At 34.6% G+C, this 23,025-nt stretch carries 17 protein-coding genes; 12 read left to right on the forward strand and 5 right to left on the reverse strand.

The window, feature by feature from the left end:
- The first annotated feature begins 23 nt into the window (after positions 1 to 23).
- Positions 24 to 323 carry a ribosome hibernation-promoting factor, HPF/YfiA family gene (hpf, locus tag V7719_RS09400; protein ID WP_335729638.1) on the forward strand — a complete coding sequence of 100 codons (300 nt, stop codon included), beginning with the start codon at positions 24 to 26 and terminating at the stop codon, positions 321 to 323.
- A 2-nt stretch (positions 324 to 325) separates the two neighbouring features.
- On the opposite strand, the gene rlmH is transcribed toward hpf, so the two are convergent.
- A complete protein-coding gene (gene rlmH, locus V7719_RS09405) occupies positions 326 to 799 on the reverse strand; it encodes a 23S rRNA (pseudouridine(1915)-N(3))-methyltransferase RlmH (RefSeq protein WP_335729639.1) in 474 nt (157 codons plus the stop codon).
- 89 nt (positions 800 to 888) lie between these two features.
- Between rlmH and nadC the strand changes: the two genes are divergently transcribed.
- Genes nadC through priA form a run of 4 tightly spaced genes read left to right on the forward strand, consistent with a single transcriptional unit; the run spans position 889 to position 5,567 of the window.
- Entirely contained in the window at positions 889 to 1,746 is an 858-nt protein-coding gene (gene nadC, locus V7719_RS09410; protein WP_335729640.1) for a carboxylating nicotinate-nucleotide diphosphorylase, read from the forward strand.
- Positions 1,746 to 2,696 carry a YihY/virulence factor BrkB family protein gene (locus V7719_RS09415; RefSeq protein ID WP_335729641.1) on the forward strand — a complete coding sequence of 317 codons (951 nt, stop codon included), beginning with the start codon at positions 1,746 to 1,748 and terminating at the stop codon, positions 2,694 to 2,696. The genes nadC and V7719_RS09415 overlap by 1 nt, the downstream gene beginning before the upstream one ends.
- Before the next feature lie 25 nt (positions 2,697 to 2,721).
- The gene (locus tag V7719_RS09420) at positions 2,722 to 3,114 is read left to right on the forward strand and encodes a DUF2147 domain-containing protein (RefSeq protein WP_335729642.1); all 393 of its coding nucleotides are present in this window, start codon (positions 2,722 to 2,724) and stop codon (positions 3,112 to 3,114) included.
- The gene (gene priA, locus V7719_RS09425) at positions 3,114 to 5,567 is read left to right on the forward strand and encodes a replication restart helicase PriA (RefSeq protein WP_335729643.1); all 2,454 of its coding nucleotides are present in this window, start codon (positions 3,114 to 3,116) and stop codon (positions 5,565 to 5,567) included. Before V7719_RS09420 ends, priA begins: the two co-directional genes overlap by 1 nt.
- Positions 5,568 to 5,611: 44 nt before the next feature.
- Here priA and V7719_RS09430 read toward each other — a convergent pair whose 3' ends face one another.
- Positions 5,612 to 6,307, reverse strand: a complete 696-nt coding sequence (locus tag V7719_RS09430) for a LytR/AlgR family response regulator transcription factor (protein WP_028873642.1) — start codon at positions 6,305 to 6,307, stop codon at positions 5,612 to 5,614.
- A 199-nt stretch (positions 6,308 to 6,506) separates the two neighbouring features.
- Between V7719_RS09430 and rpsF the strand changes: the two genes are divergently transcribed.
- The 5 genes from rpsF (at position 6,507) to V7719_RS09455 (ending at position 11,384) form a co-directional block, all read left to right on the forward strand.
- A complete protein-coding gene (rpsF, locus tag V7719_RS09435) occupies positions 6,507 to 6,845 on the forward strand; it encodes a 30S ribosomal protein S6 (RefSeq protein WP_335729644.1) in 339 nt (112 codons plus the stop codon).
- A 2-nt stretch (positions 6,846 to 6,847) separates the two neighbouring features.
- Positions 6,848 to 7,144 carry a 30S ribosomal protein S18 gene (gene rpsR / locus V7719_RS09440; protein WP_028873640.1) on the forward strand — a complete coding sequence of 99 codons (297 nt, stop codon included), beginning with the start codon at positions 6,848 to 6,850 and terminating at the stop codon, positions 7,142 to 7,144.
- A 13-nt stretch (positions 7,145 to 7,157) separates the two neighbouring features.
- Positions 7,158 to 7,607: a 50S ribosomal protein L9 gene (gene rplI / locus V7719_RS09445; protein ID WP_335729645.1), complete on the forward strand. Its 450-nt coding sequence runs from the start codon at positions 7,158 to 7,160 to the stop codon at positions 7,605 to 7,607.
- A 116-nt stretch (positions 7,608 to 7,723) separates the two neighbouring features.
- Positions 7,724 to 10,843 (forward strand): TonB-dependent receptor, encoded by a 3,120-nt coding sequence (locus V7719_RS09450; protein WP_335729646.1) that lies wholly within the window; start codon positions 7,724 to 7,726, stop codon positions 10,841 to 10,843.
- Positions 10,844 to 10,910: 67 nt separating this feature from the next.
- Positions 10,911 to 11,384 carry a DUF6495 family protein gene (locus tag V7719_RS09455; RefSeq protein WP_335729647.1) on the forward strand — a complete coding sequence of 158 codons (474 nt, stop codon included), beginning with the start codon at positions 10,911 to 10,913 and terminating at the stop codon, positions 11,382 to 11,384.
- Between the two features lie 123 nt (positions 11,385 to 11,507).
- On the opposite strand, the gene V7719_RS09460 is transcribed toward V7719_RS09455, so the two are convergent.
- Positions 11,508 to 12,425, reverse strand: a complete 918-nt coding sequence (locus V7719_RS09460; RefSeq protein WP_335729648.1) for an AraC family transcriptional regulator — start codon at positions 12,423 to 12,425, stop codon at positions 11,508 to 11,510.
- Positions 12,418 to 13,656 (reverse strand): ABC transporter permease, encoded by a 1,239-nt coding sequence (locus V7719_RS09465; RefSeq protein ID WP_335729649.1) that lies wholly within the window; start codon positions 13,654 to 13,656, stop codon positions 12,418 to 12,420. Before V7719_RS09465 ends, V7719_RS09460 begins: the two co-directional genes overlap by 8 nt.
- Positions 13,657 to 13,784: 128 nt before the next feature.
- Here V7719_RS09465 and V7719_RS09470 point away from each other — a divergent pair, with 128 nt between their 5' ends.
- Both V7719_RS09470 and hisS read left to right on the forward strand, forming a co-directional pair.
- Positions 13,785 to 13,931 (forward strand): hypothetical protein, encoded by a 147-nt coding sequence (locus V7719_RS09470; protein WP_335729650.1) that lies wholly within the window; start codon positions 13,785 to 13,787, stop codon positions 13,929 to 13,931.
- Positions 13,932 to 13,944: 13 nt separating this feature from the next.
- A complete protein-coding gene (gene hisS, locus V7719_RS09475; RefSeq protein ID WP_335729651.1) occupies positions 13,945 to 15,315 on the forward strand; it encodes a histidine--tRNA ligase in 1,371 nt (456 codons plus the stop codon).
- Positions 15,316 to 15,398: 83 nt separating this feature from the next.
- Here hisS and V7719_RS09480 read toward each other — a convergent pair whose 3' ends face one another.
- Positions 15,399 to 22,340 (reverse strand): choice-of-anchor D domain-containing protein, encoded by a 6,942-nt coding sequence (locus V7719_RS09480; RefSeq protein WP_335729652.1) that lies wholly within the window; start codon positions 22,338 to 22,340, stop codon positions 15,399 to 15,401.
- Positions 22,341 to 23,025: the final 685 nt, after the last annotated feature.

Genomic DNA, 23,025 nt, shown 5'->3' on the forward strand with positions numbered 1-23,025 from the left:
ATTAACCTAAAAAGAAGAACTATATGACCGTGAATTTTCAATATGTAGATGTCGATGTAAGTGAAACTCTAAGTGCTTTTACCGAAGAAAAGTTAAACAAGTTATTTAATAGATATGAGTTTTTAATCAATGCAACCGTGCGTTTTAAGCACGATGAACATAGTCATGCAAAAGGTAAAATTTGTGATATAGAATTGAGCTTGCCAGGGCCGCGAATTTTTTCAACCTCAGATGAGAGTCAATACGAAGTGGCTGTGAGAGAAACGATTAACGATTTGGAACGACAATTAAAAAAACGAAAAGAAGTTTATAAAACGTATTAGACTTAACGATGATGGTAAGGTTCGTTCCTTAAAATCGTAAAACTTCGATACAATTGCTCAATCACAAATAAGCGAATCATTTGATGGGAAAAGGTCATTTTTGATAATGACAGTTTCCCATTTGCTTTTTGGTATACGTCTTGCGAAAATCCGTAAGGACCTCCAATAACGAAAACCAGTTGCTTAATGCCAGAATTCATATGCTTCTGTAAATATTGAGAAAATCCAACAGAATCTAATTGCTTCCCATTTTCATCAAGTAGAATCATGACGTCTGTAGCATTTAGCTTGTTTAAAATAAGTTCGCCTTCTTTTTGTTTTTGTTGTTCTTCGCTAAGATTTTTAGCTTTTTTAAGATCTGGAATGATTTCAAATTCGAATTTTACATAAAAGCCTAATCGTTTTTGATAATCATCAATTAGCGATTGCAAGTCCTTATTATCAGTTTTGCCTATGGTAAGAAGTTTAATAGTCATATACAAATTTACATTTTAATTGGAATTTGAAATTTGTAATTTGAGTATTTTGTTTCACAATTGCTATTTTTACATTAAATATTCTAAACATGATTTCACAAGAACAATTCGATATAGAAATAGAAGGCATCATTAGCAATGCTATAAGAGAAGATGTCGGTGATGGTGATCATAGTTCGTTGGCTTGTATTCCGGCTTCAGCAAAAGGGAAAGCTAAACTTTTAGTAAAAGATGAAGGTGTTATTGCAGGTGTTGAATTTGCCAAACAAGTTTTTGCTTATGTTGATAAGGATATGACTGTAGAAACGCTTATCGAAGATGGGAGTCATGTTAAATACGGAGACATCGTATTTTATGTTGAAGGTGCTTCACAATCCATTTTAAAAGCGGAACGTTTGGTGCTTAATGCCATGCAACGAATGAGTGCTATTGCTACAAAAACAAAGCGATTTGTGGATTTATTAGAAGGTACAGGGACGAATATTTTAGATACCAGAAAAACGACTCCGGGAATAAGAGCTCTAGAAAAATGGGCTGTAAAGATTGGAGGAGGAGAAAACCATAGATTTGCACTTTATGATATGATTATGCTAAAAGATAATCACATAGATTTTTCTGGAGGAATCACAAAAGCGATTCATAAAACTAAGCAGTATTTAAAAGATACAAATCGTGAATTAAAGATTATCGTAGAAGCAAGAAGCTTAGAAGAAATCAAAGAAATTTTAGAAACAGAAGGTGTCTATCGTATTCTCATCGACAACTTTAATTATGAGGATACACGAGCTGCAGTAAAATTGATTGGTGATCAATGTTTAACAGAATCTTCAGGAGGTATTAATGAAAAAACCGTGAGAACATATGCCGAATGTGGTGTTGATTATATTTCGTCCGGAGCTTTGACGCATTCAGTTTATAACATGGATTTAAGTTTAAAAGCCGTTTAATGTCAAAATCCTTAAAAGAGATATTAAGTAAAATACCTATTGTAAATCGACTTGTGGATTTACTTAGAAAAATCAAATTACCAGGTTTTCAGGGCTTATCGCTTTACGATTTATTAGAGTTGTATGCGATTGGGATTTTTGAAGGTGCGCTAACTGCTAGAGCAAGTGCGATTGCCTTTAGCTTCTTTACGGCTATATTTCCGTTTTTACTGTTTGTGCTTATCTTGATGCCCTATATTCCTATTGAAGGATTTCAATTGGAGTTTCAGCAATTTTTAACTTCTTTTTTACCACCTCAAACCTCCGATTTTTTCTTTTCTAATATCTTCGAAAATATAGAGAATACAGAACGTGGCGGTTTATTATCGTCAGTATTTATAGTTTCGATTTTATTAATGGCTAATGGTGTGAATGCGGTGTTTTCTGGTTTTGAAAATTCCTATCATAAAGAGCACACCAGAAATATTTTTAAGCAATATCTATATGCGCTTGGTGTTGCACTTATTCTTGCGTTATTGGTAATTTTAACGGTTGCGTTTTTTGGATATTTTCAAATTTATGTCATCCAGCCATTATATGAACAATTCGAGAGTTTGGACTATGCGTCTAAAGACTCCAATCTATTTTGGGTGGTGTTTGCCAAATATCTTTTCTTTGTATTTATGGTATATATCGCAACAGCGACTTTATATTACTTCGGAACAAAAGCAGGAAGGATCTCTAAATTCTTCTCAATAGGCGCTTTATTTACAACCTTACTTATTATATCAACGTCCTATTTATTCGGAATATATATTGATAATTTCTCGCAATATAATAAGCTCTATGGTTCTATTGGTGCCTTATTGATTTTGCTCTTGTATTTATGGCTTAATGCCAATATATTGTTATTAGGTTACGAACTAAATGCTACTATTAGGCGTTTAAAGAGAAATGATACTGATGACTAGATATTTCATAATTTTAGCACTTCTAATGTCGCAATCTATTTGCTCTCAAACGATCTTCGGAAAGTGGAAAACGATAGATGACAAAACAGGACAAGAGAAGTCTGTTGTTGAGATTTATAAGAAGAACGGAAAAGTCTACGGAAAGATTATCGAAATATTTGATCCAGCTAAACGAGATTTGCCTTGTAAGTTTTGTAAAGGTGATGATTATGATAAACCAGTTTTGGGTTTAACAATTATCAAGGCTATGGAACAGTCTGGAAATGTATATAAAAAAGGAACGATTACCAATCCTGAAAACGGAAAGATTTACAATTGCCGTTTAAAATTGGATGACAATAATACCAATCGATTGCAAGTAAGAGGGTATATTGCCATTTTTTATAGAACCCAGTATTGGATAAGAGTTAAGGATTAATGCAACACTTCATCAACGTCATATTGCCCATTCCTTTAGAAAAAAGCTTTACCTATGCGATAACACAAGCAGAAGCGGATTTTCTAAAACCTGGTATTCGTGTGTCTGTTCCCTTTGGGAAAACAAAGATTTATACGGCACTGGTTGTGGAAATTCATAATAATCCGCCTCAAGTCTATGAAGCCAAGGACATTCATCAAATACTAGATGAAACACCGATCGTTACACAACACCAATTACAACATTGGAAATGGATGTCTAGCTACTACATGTGCACTTTAGGAGAAGTGATGCGAGCATCCTTACCTAGTGCTTTTATTCTAGAAAGCGAAACCATCATCAGTAAAAACGATGACGTCGTTATAAATGATGAAGATTTAAAAGATGATGAGTTTATTGTTTATGAAGCTTTACATCATCAATCGTCTTTAAAAATTCAGGATTTAATGTCCATTCTGGATAAGAAAAATGTACTGCCAGTCATTAAGCGGTTGTTAGAAAAAAACGCAATTTCTGTACAAGAGGAGATCTATGAAAAGTACAAACCTAAATTAGTTCGTTATGTGAAATTGGGCGCTACATTTTCTTCGGAAAATGGACTTCAGACTTTAATGGAGGACTTAAGTCGAGCACCAAAACAAAGAGATGTCGTAATGACATTATTTTCGATTTCAGCACAAACGAAAAAGCCAGTTAAGGTGTCTGATTTATCTTCGGAAAGTGGTACATCTTCAGCGATTATAAAAACGCTTATTGATAAAGGAGTTCTCGAAGAATACCACATTCAAATCGATCGTGTTCAGTATGATGGAGACGATAATGAAGACTCTAAGCGGTTAAATGAATATCAAGAAAAGGCTTTAGACGAAGTAATTGAGTCATTTAAAAATCATAACATTACTTTATTACATGGCGTTACATCTTCAGGGAAGACTGAGGTTTATGTCAAGCTCATTGAAGAACAACTCAATGCTAAAAAGCAAGTCTTATACTTACTTCCTGAAATTGCATTAACCACCCAATTGGTTGAGCGTCTACAAAATTATTTTGGAGAAAAAGTAGCTGTATTTCATAGTAAGTATTCGTCTCATGAACGTGTTGAGGTTTGGAATAATGTATTGAACAATTCACCAACAGCTCAGGTAATTTTAGGTGCGCGTTCTTCGGTGTTATTACCATTTCAGAATTTAGGATTAATCATCGTTGATGAAGAGCATGAATCTTCATACAAACAGTTTGATCCAGCACCGAGATATCATGCTCGTGATACAGCAATTGTATTGGCAAGTATTTTCCGAAGTAAAACACTATTGGGTTCTGCAACACCAAGTCTAGAAAGTTATTACAATGCGAAACAAGGGAAGTATGGTTTGGTAGAATTAAACCATCGTTACAATAATGTGTTAATGCCTGAGATAGAGTTAGTTGATATTAAGGATAAGCAAAAGCGGAAGCGTATGCAAGGCCATTTTAGTGATCGCTTAGTCGAAGAGATGACTGAAACGCTAAAGAATAATTATCAAATTATCCTATTCCAAAATCGACGTGGTTTTTCGCCTATTGTAGAGTGCAATACTTGCGGTCATTCACCTCAATGTCCTAATTGCGATGTGAGTTTAACCTTTCATCAATATAAAAATCAGTTACGTTGTCATTATTGTGGCTATAATACAGTAATGCCGAAAACCTGTGATGCTTGTGGAAGTGTGGAACTCGATAGTAAAGGTTTTGGTACAGAACAAGTAGAGCAGGAGGCGAAGTTGTTGTTTCCTGATCATAATGTAGCACGTATGGACTTAGATACCACTAGAGGTAAATATGGCTACGAAAAGATTATAACGGCATTAGAGCAAGGCGAAATCGATATTTTGGTAGGTACACAAATGCTTACCAAAGGTTTAGATTTTAGAAATGTGAAGATGGTTGGAATCATGAATGCTGATAATATGCTCAATTTTCCAGATTTTAGAGCGCATGAACGTAGCTATCAATTAATGGCTCAGGTGTCAGGGCGAGCAGGACGAACCGAAGAACGTGGTAAGGTGTTGATACAAACTTATAATCCGTATCACAGAATATTACAGCAAGTCTCTACTAATAATTATGTTCAGATGTTTGAAGAGCAGTTGGACGAGCGACATACGTATAAGTATCCGCCAATTTTCAGAATGATTAAGATTACTTTAAAACATAAAGATTTTAATCGCGTGAATGTAGGAGCCGATTGGTATGCACGATCGTTGCGTACTGTTTTTGATGCTAATGTTTTGGGGCCAGAGTTTCCGGCAGTAGCGAGAATTAGGAATCAGTATCTAAAACATATCTTGGTGAAGATTCCGCAGAAACAATCCTTATCAAAAACAAAAGAAGCTATTATTAAAATTAATAACAGCTTCTTAAGTGTGAAAGATTTTAGGGCAATAAGAGTAATCTTAAATGTCGATAATTATTAAGAAAATTAGTTAGGGTTAATTTTATATCTTCAAACTAAAAAGTCTTAAATATTATTTAAAGCGTCTACAAGTTGGGTTTTCTTGTTTCTACTTAAAGGAATCTCATAAGCGCCAACTTCTACGTTTTTGCTATTAAATCTATCTACCTTATCAAGGTTTACGATATATGATTTGTGGATTCTTAAAAATTTACCTTCTGGTAATTCTTGTTCAAAAGCTTTCATTGTAGATAAAACGACTAAGCTATTTTCTTCGGTAACTAGTTTTACGTAATCACCAAGAGCTTCAATCCATTTAATATCTTTAATGTAAACTTTTCGTTTTTTCAAGTTACTTTTAACGAAGATATGTTCGCCATCAGTTTCATTGAAATCAAGCTTAAGTTTATGTTGCTCGAGTGCTTTTTCTACAGAAGTATTGAAACGTTCCCTATTTATAGGTTTTTGTAGGTAGTCGGTTGCATCATAATTAAAAGCTTTAAACGCGTATTCAGTTTTACCTGTAACGAAAATAATTTGGGGTTTGTTGTTGAGAACGTCGAGCAGTTCGAAACCATTCAGGACAGGCATCTCAATATCTAAGAAGATCAAATCTACTTTATGAGTATTGAGCCCGTTCTTGGTCTCTAATGCACTACTGTATTCTGCAATAAGGTTAAGTGAGGAATGATTCTCAATTAACTTTACAATCGATAATCGTTGAATCGCAGAATCATCAACTACTACACAGTTTAAAGTCATAACATTATTATATTTTAGGTTAAGATATCGACAATAGTACAAAAAATTCGGTTAAAAACCAAAAAACATCGGTAAAGTGTTGATTTTAACAAAATTTTAAGAAAATCTTAATAACCAAATTTTTATATACAAAACGTTGCCAGAAACATAAATTATAGTTATTTTTGCACTCATTTTTAACACAATAAAATAGATTTTTATGAATCATTATGAAACTGTTTTCATCTTAAATCCCGTTTTATCTGATGACCAGATAAAGGAAACAGTACAGAAATACGAAGATTTTCTTGTTTCTAGAGGAGCGAAGATGGTAGCCAAAGAAGATTGGGGCTTAAAAAAATTAGCCTATGCAATCCAAAACAAAAAAAGTGGTTTTTATCACTTATTTGAATACACTGTAGATGGAGAAGTAATAAATCCATTGGAAGTAGAGTTTAGACGTGATGAGCGTTTTATGCGTTACTTAACTGTAGCATTAGACAAGCATGCGATTGCTTGGGCAGAAAAGAGAAGAATCAGAGATAAACAAAAAGCGTAACTATGTCTTCAATTGAACAACAAGCAAAAGGAAAAAAAGACGGAGAAATTAGATATTTAACTCCGTTAAATATTGACACGAGCAAAACGAAGAAATATTGTCGTTTTAAGAAATCTGGAATCAAGTATGTTGATTATAAAGATGCAGATTGGTTATTAGGTTTTGTAAACGAGCAAGGTAAAATTTTACCAAGACGTTTAACAGGAACATCATTAAAATACCAAAGAAAAGTATCTGTAGCTGTAAAGAGAGCGCGTCACTTAGCGTTAATGCCTTACGTAGCAGATTTATTAAAATAAAATACCAATAACTATGGAACTTATATTAAAACAAGACGTTGATAATTTAGGATTTAAAGACGATATTGTAACAGTTAAGAACGGTTATGGTAGAAACTTTTTAATTCCTCACGGACAAGCTATAATGGCAACGTCATCTGCTAAAAAAGTTTTAGCGGAAACAGTAAAGCAAAGAGCTTATAAAGAGAAAACAATTATTGAAGCAGCCCAAAAAACTGCAGACGCCATCAAAGGTTTAGAAATTAAAATTTCTTCTAAAGTTGGTTCTGGAGACAAATTATTTGGATCTGTAAACAATATTGATTTGGCTAACGCATTAAAAAAGGCTGGTCATGAGATTGATAAAAAATTCATCTCTGTAGCTGGTGGTAGTGTAAAACGTCTAGGGAAATACGATGCTGTTGTAAGATTACACAGAGCGGTAACTGTAGATTTACCATTTGAAGTTGTAGCGGAAGCATAAACAATAAACAATTTATCGTTAATAAAAAAAGGCTGTTCATATGAACAGCCTTTTTTTTTTTCATAACTTTATAAAGTATATTATGCATGCATAGTAATTAACTAATCCAAAACACAATGAAAAAAATCACATTCTCAATTCTTTTAATGGTATTTAGTGTCTTTGCTTTTTCGCAAGTAACGACGTCCAATATTAAAGGTTTAATTTTAGATGAAAACTCAGATCCTTTACCAGGAGCTAATGTTTTAGCAATCCACACACCAACAGGAACTAAGTTTGGTGCAGCAACAAATTTTGACGGTAGATATAACTTACTCAATTTAAGAGTTGGTGGACCATATACCGTTACAATAAGCTATGTTGGATACAAAGAACAAACATTTAATGATGTCTATCTTACATTAGGTAAAACAGAAAACATAGATGTTACTATGGCTGCTGATAGTGAACAATTAGATACCGTTGTCATTACGGGCTCAACTGGAACGAGCACTTTTAGCGATAGTAGAACTGGAGCTGAAACCGCTGTTGGAAGGCGAGAATTGACTACGTTGCCTACAATATCTAGATCAACAAATGATTTTACTAGATTAGAACCAACGGCTAGTGGCGGATCTTTTGGAGGGCGAAATGACCAATTCAACAATTTCTCATTAGATGGCGCAATTTTCAACAACCCATTTGGTTTAGATGCTGCACAGCCTGGAGGTCAAACAAATTCTTCACCAATATCTATTGATGCCATTGATCAAATTACCGTAACAACTGCTCCTTATGATGTGACTCAGTCTGGTTTCACAGGTGCTTCTGTAAATGCAGTAACTAAAAGTGGTACTAACGAATTTCATGGTACTGTATATGGTTTTTTTAGAAACGAAAGTTTTACAGGAAAAAAAGTAAGAGGAGAGGATGTAGTAAGACCAGATTTAGAGCAAAATCAATATGGCCTTAGTGTAGGAGGTCCAATTATTAAAAATAAATTATTCTTTTTTGCTAATTTTGAGAAAGATGAACGTACAGATTTAGGAAGTAATGGTTGGGTTCCTAATACAGGAAGTGGTGCCATTAATGAATCTAGAGTATTAGAATCAGATTTAATAGCAGTTCAACAGGCACTTATAGGTATTGATTATAACCCAGGAAGCTATCAAGGATTTACGTTTGGTTCAGAATCTACAAAAGGAATTATTAAGTTAGATTGGAATATCAATGATAATAATAGACTAGCGATCATCTATAATTGGTTAGATGCTTCAAAAGAAAATCCAGCGCATCCATCGGCTATAGGCTTCAGAGGGCCAAATGCAAATACCCTGCAATTTCAAAATTCTGGATACGAAATCAATAACAAGTTAAAATCTGTTCAAGTAGAGTTAAACTCCACCTTATCTAATGAAGCAACAAATAAATTGCAAATTGGATACACACATTTTGATGATTTCAGAAATCCGTTTTCTACACCTGGACCTTCAATAAACATTACTAAGGACGGATCAAACTATATCATTGCAGGACATGAGCCATTTTCTGTTCATAATAAGTTGGATCAAAAAGTATTACAGTTTTCAAATAATTTAAATGTTTACAAGGGCAATCATACGTATACAGTTGGTTTTGCTTTTGAAAAATTTCAATTTGACAACTCTTTTAATTTAACAGCATATGGCTTTGACCTTTTTGGAGGTGTTGATATAGCTAATTTTAATGCTAATGATTATGCTACTGGATTTGGGAGTTTTGAAGCGGCGGAGGCCATATTTGCTGCAAATAATACTGTTCCGGAAGGTACACCAGGTGGTTGGGCATTGGCAGAAACTAATGTTGGTCAGTTATCATTCTATCTTCAAGATGAATGGAATGCCTCAGAAAAATTTAAATTAACGTATGGCTTTCGTTTTGACAAGCCTTTGTTTTTTGACTCTGCCGAAAAAGCGCAAGAAGTTATTGATAGAGGAGTTGTTGTACCAGATATTCCTTATGTAAATCCAAATACAGGCGAAACCGTATTTATTGATAACACGAATATGCCAACTAATAAATGGTTGATATCTCCAAGAGTTGGATTTAATTACGACGTAAAAGGTGATAAAACATTCCAATTACGTGGTGGATCAGGACTTTTTACTGGACGTTTTCCTTTTGTTTGGTTAGGAAATCAAATTGCTAATCCAGATGTGTTTTTCTTACAAGCAGTCGATCCAGATTATCAATTCCCACAAGTTTGGAGAACCAATATAGGGACAGATTATAAACTTGAAAATGGAGTTATTTTAACTGGAGATATATCTTATACTAAAGATACTAATGGAGCACATGTTCAAAATTGGGGATTAACAGATCCTTCAGGAACCTTAGGAGGCGTAGATAACAGACCAATTTATTTAGCAAGTGACCTCATTAACAATGCTTATGTGTTTACAAACTCTGATAAAGGTCGTATATGGAATGCTTCAGTTAAAGCGCAAAAAAACTTTGATAATGGTTTGTATACCATGTTAGCCTATAGTTATTTAAACTCTAAAGATGTAAACTCAATCGAAGCAGAAATTACGAGTGATGCTTTTGCAGGTAATGCCACTTCTGGCAATGCAAATGATGATGTATTATCGTACTCTAGATATGGAGATACACATCGAGTAATTGGAGTTGCTAGTAAAAGATGGGTTTACGGAAACGATAAATGGTCAACTACAGTTTCAGGATTTTTTGAATATGCTCAAGGTGGACGTTTTAATTACACCTATGGAGGTGATATTAATGGTGATGGTTCGGGTATAAACGATTTATTATACGTTCCTACTTCAAGTGAAATACAACAAATGGAATTTTCAGGAACCAACCCAAATGAGCAGAGAGCAGCATTTGATATGTATATTTCCCAAGATGATTATTTAAGTGAAAGACGTGGACAATATACAGAACGTTATGGAGCAAAAGCACCTTGGAGAAGTCGTTGGGATATTAAAATATTACAAGACTATAGAATTAAAGTTGGAGCAGATAAATACAATACTATTCAGCTTAGTCTTGATATCTTAAACCTTGGAAACTTACTGAACAGTGATTGGGGAATAGTTCAACAACCAAACAGCATCCAACCTATTGGTATTGATAGTATTGATGCTAATAACATACCAACATATACATTTAATCCAAATTTAACAGAAACATTTAATTATGATTCAAGTTTGGCATCTCGTTGGCAAGCACAATTTGGATTACGATATATTTTCTAAAAAGAATATAAAATCACTAAATTTGCGCTCTTAATTTTAAGAGCGCATTTTTTTTATAGCATATCAAATGAAATATACAAGACTAACAAAAGAACAATTTGAAGAATTACACCAAGAATTCATCAATTTTTTAGCCACACAATCTATTACTGCAGATGAGTGGGCAAATATCAAAACCAATAAACCCGAAGTGGCAGAGCAGGAGTTAGATGTCTTTAGTGATATTATTTGGGAAGGCGTCTTATCTAAAGTAACATATTTAGAACATATTTCACCACAGCAAATGCACTTGTTTCATTGTACAGATAAGCATATGCGTTTAATTGCACTTAAAATCAAAAAGGAAGCTATTGATATTACTACCAAAGATGGATATGCTTGGTTTAAAGATAACCTGATGTCTGATGATGTTGAATTTTACACTGCTAAAAAAGACTATTCAGAAGATAAAGGTTCAGATAAATTTAAGTTAATTCAAGAAGGAGCAACTATAACTAAAGGACAGTTGTACCAATATTTTGAGAATCTAGTAAGCAAGTAATTTTATTTAAAGCACTGTTCGTGTTTTCACAGAGAGTAGTTTAGCCACTATTTTTTTTCCCTCACTCTTGTGGTTTTTAGTATGGTTAGGTTTTTGAATTTGAATGAAATTTTTAATTACAATTCATTCCACAGGAATGTATAAATCTACAATACACTTTTTCTCAGGATGTGTATTAAAATCGTTGTGATAAATTTCAAAAGGTGGTTGTTCACGTTTTTTATAACCATTATCATTCATCCACTTAAATAGATTCATCCAAGTCACAGGAAATTCGTGAATACCAATTTCATAGTGTGCTGTGATATATTCTCCAGCATTAATTGTAGTTGAAATAACTTCACCATCAGTTTTTAAAGGCTCATTAACTAATAAACAAGCACTCATTCGTACTTTGTCTGGAGCAGTGATTTTAAAGCTGTCATAGAAGATCGTTGCTATTTTAAAATCTGGATTTCGTAATAAACCTTTTTGTCCAGCCCATTCCAATAAGCGGTTTATGGAAGGTGCCAATTGTTGTTTGCCAATGCAAGTGATACCTACTGTATGAATAGCGTCTATGGTTTTTACTTCTGGTGATGTCATACTAGTGTCATTATTTTGATTCATAGGCCAAACATACGACTCAAAATTAGTGATGGGTTGTCCATTCTTGCTTTTCACTTGACTAATCTTGCTATATTTTCCTTTGCTTGTATTTCGGAAATGTGACGGACTCATACCATAGAATTTCTTGAACGCTCTTGTAAACGACGAATTACTGGTAAAACCATATCGCGTAGATAATTCTGAAATAGTGATGTTTTCTCTATGCAATAAATCTGCTGAAGCTTTCTCTACACGCTTTCTCGCGATGTAGTTGTTGAGTGTTTCGTTAGTGAATTGTTTAAACACACGATGGAAATGATATGGCGAATAGTGTGCAACTTTTGAAATTTCTTCTAGCGACAAATCACTTTCAAGGTGTTGCTCTATAAAATGAAGCGCTTTATTGATGCTTTTGATATGGTCTTCGGAAAGGGGTATTCTATTTTTACTCATAACGCAACGATTCGACAGGATCGAGCTTAGCCGCTTTATTTGCAGGATAAGAACCAGAAATAACAGCTACAATAAACGTAATCACACTAGCCCAAATCATTGCGTTCCAAGGAATGACAAATTTAAAATCGACAATCGCTGCAAACCCGTAACCTAAAAGAATTCCGAGAATAATACCTAATAATCCGCCTAGTTGTCCAATAATTATCGTTTCAATAAAAAACTGAAAGGCTATCGTACCACGTTTTGCCCCTAAAGCTTTTCTAACACCAATTTCTCGTGTACGTTCGGTTACAGACACCAACATCATATTAAGTAAGGCAATCGTAGATCCAAAAATGGTGATGATACTAATAATCCAAGCCACAGTCGATAATACGCCTGTGATAGAACCAATTCGGTTGATTAAATCATCGCTTTTCTCTAGTCCGAAGTTGTTTTCCTCAACAGGATTAAGGCCTCTAATATTTCTGAATAATAAAATAGCTTCATCCTGAGCACCTTCGAGCATGTCTTTTTTTTCGGTTTTTACACTCAGACTATAATTGATATTCGGATTTGTAAAAATGGTTCTCGCTTTTTGGAGAGGCATAAATACTCTTAAATCTTGATTATTACCAAAAGTAGCCCCTTTCTCTTTGAGAACACCTATGACTTTAAATTTGGCGCCTCTAATACTAATTATCTGATTTATAGGGTTGACTTCTGATAATAAAGCTTTTTCGAGATCACTACCAATCACACAAACGCTATTGCTGTTTTCTACATCAAAATAATTCAACGCTCTACCCAATTCGACTTCTAATCCAGAATTCTGAATGAAATTTTCGTTAATTCCAAACACTTGAACTTCCGGGTCTGTTTTTTCATTCTCGTATTTAACTTCTGCGCTTCGCGTTCCTAAAAAGGAAACAGAAGTTTTTGTGTATGGAAAATCGTAATCCTCTTCAAATTCTTTGACTTGTCTGTAATTAATAACCGGATTTATTTTCTGGTCATCATTCGATCGACGTTGCGATCTAAAATCATAACGCTGAATATTGAAGGTATTTGCTCCCATAGATGAAAAATCACTAGAAATGGTATTCTCTAATGCAGAAACAGCACTCAAAATACCTACCAAAGCTGTAATACCAATGGCTATTATTAAAATGGTAAGAATGGTACGTAGTAATTGACTTTTGATAGAATCAAAGGCGATACGGATATTTTCTCTAATTAATGAAAACATAGTGAGCTTAAAAGTTGGTTGCGTTTTATAGTAAGACTACAAAACACCTATAAAGTTACTATAAAATTAAAATAAGTATACCCTCACTCTAAAATTTATAATATTTTTGTGATTGATAAATGAATTAAATGTCATTATTATGTTCTTCGGAAATTTTAAATGACAGACAAAAAGAGATTCCTGCTTTTGCAGATAGAAATTTCAGTAAGTTAATCACGGTGTTTTTATTTTTCTTCAGAAGAATTGAAACTACTTTAAAAGAGATTTCCACTTAGGTGGGGAAATATTATGGCACAAAAACCAAGCATACCAAAGGGCACGAGAGATTTTAATCCTGAAGAGGTTTCAAAACGAAATTATATTTTTGATACGATACGTCGTGAGTTTGAGATTTTCGGATTTCAACCTATAGAAACACCTAGTTTTGAAAACTCAGATACTTTGATGGGGAAATATGGAGATGAAGGCGATCGCTTGATCTTTAAGATTTTGAATTCTGGTGATTATTTGAGTAAAGTCAATGATGAGTTATATCAATCAAAAGACTCAAATAAAATAACGTCTAGGATTTCTGAAAAAGCCCTTCGTTACGACCTAACTGTTCCTTTTGCGAGATATGTGGTGCAACACCAAAACGAGATTGACTTTCCGTTTAAGCGTTATCAGATTCAACCTGTTTGGAGAGCTGATCGTCCACAAAAAGGACGTTTTAGAGAATTCTTCCAATGTGATGCTGATGTTGTTGGAAGTAATTCCTTATGGCAAGAAGTAGAGTTTGTACAATTATATGATGCCGTATTTAGTGCTTTAGGATTAAATGGTGTGACCATTAAAATTAATAATCGTAAAATTTTGTCTGGAATTGCTGAGGTGATTGGAGCTCAAGACAAACTTATCGATTTTACTGTAGCCTTAGATAAGCTGGATAAAATAGGAGAGGAGAAGGTGAAAATCGAAATGTTAGAGAAAGGAATTCCGCAATCTGGAATTGATAAATTACAACCTCTATTTAGTTTAACAGGTGATTTTGGAGCTCAGGTAACCGAATTGAAATCGATTCTCGATACTTCCGAAGAAGGAAAAAAAGGGATTGAAGAATTAGAATTCATTAACAAAGGGATCGAGACACTTGGCTTAAAATCGGCAACATTGCAATTAGATGTGACGTTGGCTCGTGGATTAAATTATTATACAGGAGCTATTTTTGAGGTCGCTGCTCCAGAAGGTGTGAAAATGGGATCGATTGGAGGAGGAGGTCGTTATGATGATTTGACGGGTATCTTCGGACTTAAAGACATGAGTGGTGTTGGGATTAGTTTTGGTCTCGATCGTATCGCTTTAGTGCTTGAAGATTTGGGGTTATTCCCAGAAACGATTACCAATACCGTAAAAGTCTTATTTATCAATTTTGGAGACGCTGAGTCTATGGCAAGTATGAAAGCCATTAAAGCGCTTCGTGACAATGGTGTGAGTGCCGAATTATTTCCTGATAATAAGAAAACCATCAAGCAGTTTAATTATGCAAACAAGCGTCAGATTCCGTTCGTGGTATTGTTAGGCGAATCGGAGTTAGCTTCAAACACATATACATTAAAGAATATGGGTTCTGGTGAGCAGCAGCAAGTTTCTTTAGAGCAGCTCATTTCAGCATTACAATAAAATTTACGAGATAAAAAAAGCCTCAATCCAAAAAAGGAGAGAGGCTATCTTTAAGTTAAGATCACGGTAGATTTGGGTCTATTTTATTTCACCAAAACTTTCTTAGATATCAAACCGCTTAAAGTATCCATCTTAATAATGTAAGTTCCAGTGCTTAAGTTCTTAACTTGGTATTCAGAATAGTCCAGTTCTGAAATATTTTCAATTTTTATAATATTTTGACCGATGATGTTATATAATTCAATAGACTTCACATCGATAAAATAAGGGTTCAATAACCCAATACTTTCAGTTTCGTTGTTATAGAAAACATCTAGTGAATTTAATTCATTTTCCTCGACACTAAGTGAATCTTGATCTTCACTAAATGTTAATTCAAATCTGTTTAAATATTGACCTGCAAGAAGGAAGAATTGGAAATCACCGTCTCTTAGGTTATGGTATGTATCATTTTCAATATCATGAATAAATATGTCAATGCTATCTGGTACATTTTCTAACCTATCAATAGTTATAGTATTTAATCCACCATCACTTGTTTCGATTCCTAAAGGATAAATACTTCCTGGTTCAGCTTCATTACTACCTTGAATCGTAAACTTTTCATCATTTATCATCCAGAAGAGGTCATCCATTTGGTTATCGTAAATTTTTGCATCAAATGCCCAATCGTATCCAGTTGTAGTTGATTCGTCAATGGTTAATAACAACTGTCTGTGAATGGTATTAATTGAGTTAAAACCAATTCTGAATTTCATACGACCATCTCCAATTTCAGGATCAGTATCTGCATCAGAACTTGATGAATTTTCTGCTTGTCTTACAAAAACTGAAGCATCTGCACCAGTTGATTTCTCCTTTTGATACGCTCGTTGACCGTTATTGAAATTAACCGATCCTGTAGTTTCACCAACAACGAAGAACCCTTGACTTACTGGAATATAACGTCCAGGTACTTTAGTAGGTGTTCCACCTGTACCAACATCTGGATCATTTGTTCCTAACGATGGAGCACCAACACCTCCAGAGAAATTATAGGTAGCATATCCACCTTGGTAATCGGATGAGTTATGAGATCCTCCACCCCAATGTTCCCAGAAATAAAGTGTACCACTAATTAAAGGATCTGCTCCAGCTCCAGTGATATTAGGGCCGTTATCTGTTATAAATTGGTTAGCGTCTATAGCGGAAGGGTATGGGTTACCCACTAAATAATCGTTTCCAGCATTTAATGCAAGATTAATATCTCCGTTACTTGGCTTTCCAAGGAAAACATAGTTTTGTTGATCTACGATTGTACCAGATCCAGGACCTTTCATCGTATAACCTTCACCTGGTAAAACAGTTCCGTTTCGTCTTACATGTTGCCATGCAGAATAATCACCGTCTGGCTGATTAGCAAATTTCCAAATCCAGTAATCTGCAATGCTAATGATTGCTCCATCTGCACCATCATATCCTGAGGTAATGAAGTTAATTGGATTTACCCCATCATACATAATGTCAGACACTGCATATGCGTTATTATTAGTTGTTGCATTTATTTCACCAACTGGAGATGACCAGTAGTTATAGGTGTGGACATCAGCAGTACCCTGTTGATCTTTTTCAAGAGAACCTGATGATGTTGGATCCAAATCACTTCCAATGGTTTGAACTAATTGTGATTGACCTTCTAAGTCAATTTTTCCGTCAAGTTTTAAGTAGTGAGATACCGTTAAACCATTTCCAGCTGCAGCATCTGCATTGCTACCTTCTACTGTTAATTCTCCTGCATCTAACATTAAACCTAAAACTTGTCGATCTCTGCCTAATATTATTTCGGAGCCGATGTTGACATCATGACTAATTCTAACAATATTCCAGTCCACTGGAGTTGTTCCATCTGCAATTGATAATGCATTAGGTAGTGTTTGTACTGTATTGTTTAGCCAAGTTGCATCTGTAGTCCAGTCACCACTTGCTCGTGATTCGTAAGGTAAAGGAGCTGTTTGTCTGTCAACCGTATTTAGGTTTCTTAATGCACCTTGATTACCATTACCTGAAGCATCTTCAGTGTTGGTATAGGTGTATACGGACATTGGATAATATCCTGCCAAATCTGACCACGGAATAGTCCCAATATCATTTTTAGTAATAGTAGTTGGTAATACTTTACCAGCTACAAAAGTTGCATTGTTTTCAATTTCCTGATTCATTACAAATCGCAATTGATCTAAACTAAGATTTGTATCCCAAACTCTTACCTCATCGATATTACCTCTAAAGTGTTGTGTTGGTGCATTCTTTGCAGCTGCTGCAATATAGAATGAATCGTCTGTATCTACTGGAGCAGCTCTAACTCCTGATTTACCTAGTACGCCGTCGATATATATGTATAGCGTAGAACCATTATATATTGCAGCAACATGATGCCATTCGTCATCTGGAATAGCGTTAGTTGATGTAACAACTAGATTGGTTGGTGTTTTCCATCTCATTTGTATTCTGTTGTCATCTAAGATTCTAAAATCATAACCAGTACTAAAAGTTGTGTTTCTTTTTGATACAATAGATTTTGTTCCTGTATCAGCTACATCTCTTTTTATCCATGCCGATATTGTAAACCCAGTTGGGTTAAGATTTAAGGTGTCTTCCATATCTATATAATCTGCAACACCATCAAAATATACTGAACGTTCAACAATAACTTGAGGAGCATAACCAAATGTGATATATTTTGTACCATCAAAATCATAATCTGTTTCAAGATTACCATTTCCATCTGCTGTCATCACTCTATAATCAGCAGTAGGATCAAAAACGCCTGTACTTGAGATAAACATATAATAATCACCAGGAGGTGTGATGTTTCTAATAGCAGCCTCCGGAAGTCTAACTTTTGCCATAGGGATATCTCCACCTGTTTCTTCAACTTTCCAAATACGTTGCATGGCTGTAAATGACACAGTAGTAGTGAGGGCAGGAGAGATGCCAGCACTCATATTTATAGAAACCGTAGAGGCAGTTAAATCTAAGTCAGCTCCATTATTTCCCCAAACAAGATATTCTTTGTCATTAAATGTAGTTGGGTCCGAAGATATATGATCTCTGTTTGTATCATAGATATCATTTAATCCTATTGTTAAAATTCCTTCTGTTCTAGTAGTAACAGGATCAACACCATCGTAATCATCATTAACACTTCTAGATTGTTTTTGGTTCAATTCTGAAATATCATCTCTACCAATACCAGTAATATCATAGTTGTAACCAGCATTTGCAGATTGGTCCCAAATGACATTACCATCACTATTAACATAGTCTTGGGTAGTTCCATTAACACCTAAAGTAATTCCGTATTTAATTGCTAAATAGGATTGGATTCTGTTTCGTTCTTGAGTTAAATTTCCATCAGTTTTTCTTGAGTTATATGTAATGACTTCAGCAATACGGCCATCATAACTACCATTCCAGTATTGACTTCGACCTAACCAATATTTTCCATTATTTATCATTTTATACAATGAAATATCATTCGTTTCATTACCAACTTGATTGGCATTGAAATATAATTCCATATCAGTATCTGTAGCATTTTGCCTTAAGTTTACAATCTGTATTTGGTTGTAATCTGTACTTGAACTGGTATCTGCTCTACCATAACCATTTTCTGGATTACCAGGTGTGGTTTCATTTGTAGTGGCAATGCAATATGCAAGTCTTTCATTGTCAAACCTTCCGGTATATGCACCATATCCAAATCCAGTAACATCTTCAGTATATGTTTGACCAGCTGGATCTGTACTTGTAAATGTATCCAAAGGGATCATGGTAGTCGTAATTGTAGGGTCTGGCATGAGTACAACAAAAAGATCATTCGTATTAAATCCGCCTGTTCCTTTGAGCACTTTTCTACTACCATCGTTTATGACATAAGTCATGTCACGATTGGCAGTTGTATTATCGTTTACAAAGTCAATTACAGGATTAAAATTGAAATTTCTGGCAACACTGTTTCTATAAACTGGCTCTTGACCGGTAACAACGACTTCTGCGTTATTTCCTTTGCCATTATCAGCCCACTGGCTAACAGCAGAACCATCAGCAGCATAAGTAATTCCATCCACTTGATCGGCTTTCAACCATAAATCTAAGCCAGATATAATTCCTCCTGGAGCTTCAGTTGGTGTACAAAAAGAAGTACCTGTAATAGTAATGTCATCTAGATAAACCCTATCATTATCATCACTCGCATCACAACGCATTCTAAATTGTGCGTTACTTCCAGTTGGGAATGTATGATCTGTTTTAAATATGGTTACAGTTTTACTATAGCCAATAGCAGTTGTTGTAGCTTCAAAATCTGCAGTTTTGTTTGCGACAATTCCACTTATAAAAGTTCCAACAATTGTCCAACTGGTACCTCCATCACTACTATATTCAATAAAGAAATCTTCGGCTGTTTCCATTCCATCAGGTTTGAAAAAGAATTTAAAGTCTACTTTATCGTAAGATGAAATACTAAATAGAGGCGATAAAAATGAAGACACATTTCCTGTGGCATCATCATCTCTTACTCTTAAACTATAGCCTCCACTGTAAGCCCATGTAGCATCGTTTATTCTTGCTGCATCACCACCACCAGAGGTCCATCCCTCTAGTCCGCTTTCAAACGTTGCGCTATGAATAGCAGTAGTTCCACATGGAGGAGGTACAAATCCTATTCCTTGAATATTAAAATTGTATGGGTTTTCATCACTATCATTGTTTGCGATAGTAACGTTAGCTACTCTAAGTCCAACGGCACTTGGATCAAATGTAATAGCAAAAGTAGTACTTCCACTAGAGGCAATTGGAGTAGTAGGTATTGTTGTAAGAGTGAAATCTGCAGAATGAGTTCCACCAATACTTACGAATGGAGAACCTCCTGTTAATGTTAAATCAATGGTACCACTATTTTGTATGGTAAACACATTTACATTTGTACCTCCAGCGATATCAACAGTTCCAAAATCTGTGTCATCAGGGAAATCTGGAGTTGTATCTCCATCTACAATTGTAGTAGCGTTTCCTTGAATATTGATTTCAGGAGCAGGTGAAAATCCTGTTCCTTGTAAATTGAAGTTATATGGATTTTCATCACTGTCACCATTAACAATGCTTAAAGAAGCAGTTCTCAGGCCATCGGCACTCGGATTAAACGTTATAATGAATGTTGTGCTTCCAGAGGTTGCTACTGAACCTGCAGGTGATGCAGTTACAGTAAAATCTGCTGAATTAGTACCAGAAATGGTAATCGCGCCTATAGATAATGATGCTGTTCCTGTATTTTGTATTGTAAATGTGTTGGCCTTTGTTCCGGCTGTTGTATTTACTGATCCAAAATCTGTATCATCTGTTACATCTGGTGTTGTGTCACCATCTATAATTGATGTTGCATTTCCTTGTATATTGATTTCTGGAGTAGGAGTAAAACCAGTACCTTGAATATCAAAGTTATAAGGGTTTTCGTCACTGTCATCATTTACAATACTGAAATTAGCAGTTCTAAGTCCGTTTCCACTTGGGTTAAAAGTGATATCAAATGTTGTATTTCCAGAGGTCGCAACAGAAGCTGCAGGACTTGCGGTAATAGTAAAATCACCTGCATTAGTACCAGAAATGGTAATCGCTCCAATAGATAATGATGCTGTTCCTGTATTTTGTATTGTAAATGTATTAAGATTGGTTCCGCCTGAAACATTATGACTTCCAAAGTCAGTGTAATCTCCAATTATAGGAGTAGTATCACCATCAACTATTGTTACTGCATTACCTTGGATATTGATTTCAGGACCAGAAATAAGGGTGTTTATACCTACTAAATCTATTATTTGAATTTCATGAGACATAGTATTTTTATCTCTATGAGCCCAATGTGCAGCTTGAGTTGTTGAGTTTAAATAATAGTTTCTCCAACCTCTACCATATGCTGTACCACCACCACTGGATATTGAACTACCAACTATTAATGCTTGGTTTACATCGGTTAATCCAGCACTAGTAATGTCGATTGTAACTTCATTAGCTGAATTACTCGTGTTTGTATAACGTGTTACATTCAATCCTGTATTAGTAAGTACATGAGCAAAATGTCTATTTGTTCCTGCTGAGTCGTGATCTGAATTAAAAGCCCAATCTACTGTTTGATTATTACTTCCAGGCTCCATTTTTGGCCAATTGTCAGCAATTGCATCATTAATACCATTATCTGCAGTATCTCCAATATGATGCGAAAATATAATTGCATCACTCCAAGCGCTTACATTAGTCGCTGTTCCTGTTCCATCAGAACCGTCTCTTATAGTAAATGTTCCTGTATCATTTGAATCATTACCAGAATCACCGTGAAGTACAGTCCAGTTACTTCCTGTAAATTCTACAACAGTTATGTAAACAGTAACATTATTTCCATTAGATCCTTTTAGAACTCTTAATGTTGTTAAGTCTTGTAAATATGCTATAGCTGTACCTGAATCTGCATCATCATTAGTTGTATTGTTCATTATCCCCGTTATAAAAGGAATACAATTATTCGCAATTGAGATTCCAGATAAAGCTTGAGTAACACTATTAGTTGTTCCATTTAAGTTCACAGCATATCTGCCTCTAACTATCATTTCATTATTTCCGCCAGGAGCTCCTACATATTCCCATATTGAAGTATTAAACCTCATATTTGAAGCTAGTGAGCCACTCTCTCTATAGTATGTTAGTGTACTTGTGTTTGTTAATTGCCTTGCTCCAGCCATATCATCTCCGTTTAAATTTGAAGAAGAACCATTTCGGCCTGCATTAGATTTTCTGTTGTTATTTGCTAAGGCAACAGCATTGTTTAGGGAGGAAACAGGAGTAAAGCTAGTATTTGTACCTCCTGTATTAGCAACATCATTTTGAATGTGTTGAACATTACAATCTGGAGTCTGCGAAAAAGAAGAATAAGATAAACATAGCATGCATAAAATGGTAGCATACTTTCTCGGCGAAAGTGTAGAAATTTTCATAAGCGGTTAAATTTTAGTTTGGGACTAATAAAATTATGGTACAAACATAGAATATAACTCTATGAAATGCAAAAATAATCGATGAAATGCATATATAAATTTTAAGATGTTGATTTTCAATTATTTAAAAATCACTGAAAATGATGTTTTTGCCATAGCCTTAAATATGTTTCTTGTTGATTATTAGTTAATTGAATAAAAAAGGCCAGATTTTTAAATCCAGCCTTTCTGTTTATTTACAATTAAAAGTTTTAAAATTTAATCAATCTCAATTGTAAAAGGGATATTATCAACTCTTAAACTATGGATTCCAATCTCAGACAATTCGATTATTAAGCCTTCGCCGTCATGATCTACTCCACAGCATAAATCGTTACCTTAAGAAGCTATCGTATTAATGGTGCGTTGGCTAGGATTACTAATTTTAATTAGCGAGTGTTTGGTTTGGGCAAAAGAAGTTTGAACTACTAATAATAGTAGTACAAATAATCAGTTGACTTTTTTTATTAGTTTGGGGTTTAATGAATTTATGTCAATTTAATTAGAGAGCTAATATTATTGTATTGCAAATTTACCCTACAAGACGTATAAAAAGCTATTGAAATGCAGTTATTTGAGATTTAGAGATTCTTGTTTAAGAATCCATTATTTGATAATCAAAGATTTTTTTTTTTAATCTTACTTG

This window comes from Psychroserpens sp. (genome assembly GCF_036960315.1).
Taxonomy (GTDB): Bacteria; Bacteroidota; Bacteroidia; order Flavobacteriales; family Flavobacteriaceae; genus Psychroserpens.

What these genes read in the sequence shown, in the direction of transcription:
- hpf (WP_335729638.1), top strand. Translation starts at nt 24, where the DNA reads ATGACCGTGAATTTTCAATATGTAGATGTCGATGTAAGTGAAACTCTA.
- rlmH (WP_335729639.1), bottom strand. Translation starts at nt 799, where the DNA reads ATGACTATTAAACTTCTTACCATAGGCAAAACTGATAATAAGGACTTG.
- nadC (WP_335729640.1), top strand. Translation starts at nt 889, where the DNA reads ATGATTTCACAAGAACAATTCGATATAGAAATAGAAGGCATCATTAGC.
- V7719_RS09415 (WP_335729641.1), top strand. Translation starts at nt 1,746, where the DNA reads ATGTCAAAATCCTTAAAAGAGATATTAAGTAAAATACCTATTGTAAAT.
- V7719_RS09420 (WP_335729642.1), top strand. Translation starts at nt 2,722, where the DNA reads ATGTCGCAATCTATTTGCTCTCAAACGATCTTCGGAAAGTGGAAAACG.
- priA (WP_335729643.1), top strand. Translation starts at nt 3,114, where the DNA reads ATGCAACACTTCATCAACGTCATATTGCCCATTCCTTTAGAAAAAAGC.
- V7719_RS09430 (WP_028873642.1), bottom strand. Translation starts at nt 6,307, where the DNA reads ATGACTTTAAACTGTGTAGTAGTTGATGATTCTGCGATTCAACGATTA.
- rpsF (WP_335729644.1), top strand. Translation starts at nt 6,507, where the DNA reads ATGAATCATTATGAAACTGTTTTCATCTTAAATCCCGTTTTATCTGAT.
- rpsR (WP_028873640.1), top strand. Translation starts at nt 6,848, where the DNA reads ATGTCTTCAATTGAACAACAAGCAAAAGGAAAAAAAGACGGAGAAATT.
- rplI (WP_335729645.1), top strand. Translation starts at nt 7,158, where the DNA reads ATGGAACTTATATTAAAACAAGACGTTGATAATTTAGGATTTAAAGAC.
- V7719_RS09450 (WP_335729646.1), top strand. Translation starts at nt 7,724, where the DNA reads ATGAAAAAAATCACATTCTCAATTCTTTTAATGGTATTTAGTGTCTTT.
- V7719_RS09455 (WP_335729647.1), top strand. Translation starts at nt 10,911, where the DNA reads ATGAAATATACAAGACTAACAAAAGAACAATTTGAAGAATTACACCAA.
- V7719_RS09460 (WP_335729648.1), bottom strand. Translation starts at nt 12,425, where the DNA reads ATGAGTAAAAATAGAATACCCCTTTCCGAAGACCATATCAAAAGCATC.
- V7719_RS09465 (WP_335729649.1), bottom strand. Translation starts at nt 13,656, where the DNA reads ATGTTTTCATTAATTAGAGAAAATATCCGTATCGCCTTTGATTCTATC.
- V7719_RS09470 (WP_335729650.1), top strand. Translation starts at nt 13,785, where the DNA reads ATGTCATTATTATGTTCTTCGGAAATTTTAAATGACAGACAAAAAGAG.
- hisS (WP_335729651.1), top strand. Translation starts at nt 13,945, where the DNA reads ATGGCACAAAAACCAAGCATACCAAAGGGCACGAGAGATTTTAATCCT.
- V7719_RS09480 (WP_335729652.1), bottom strand. Translation starts at nt 22,340, where the DNA reads ATGAAAATTTCTACACTTTCGCCGAGAAAGTATGCTACCATTTTATGC.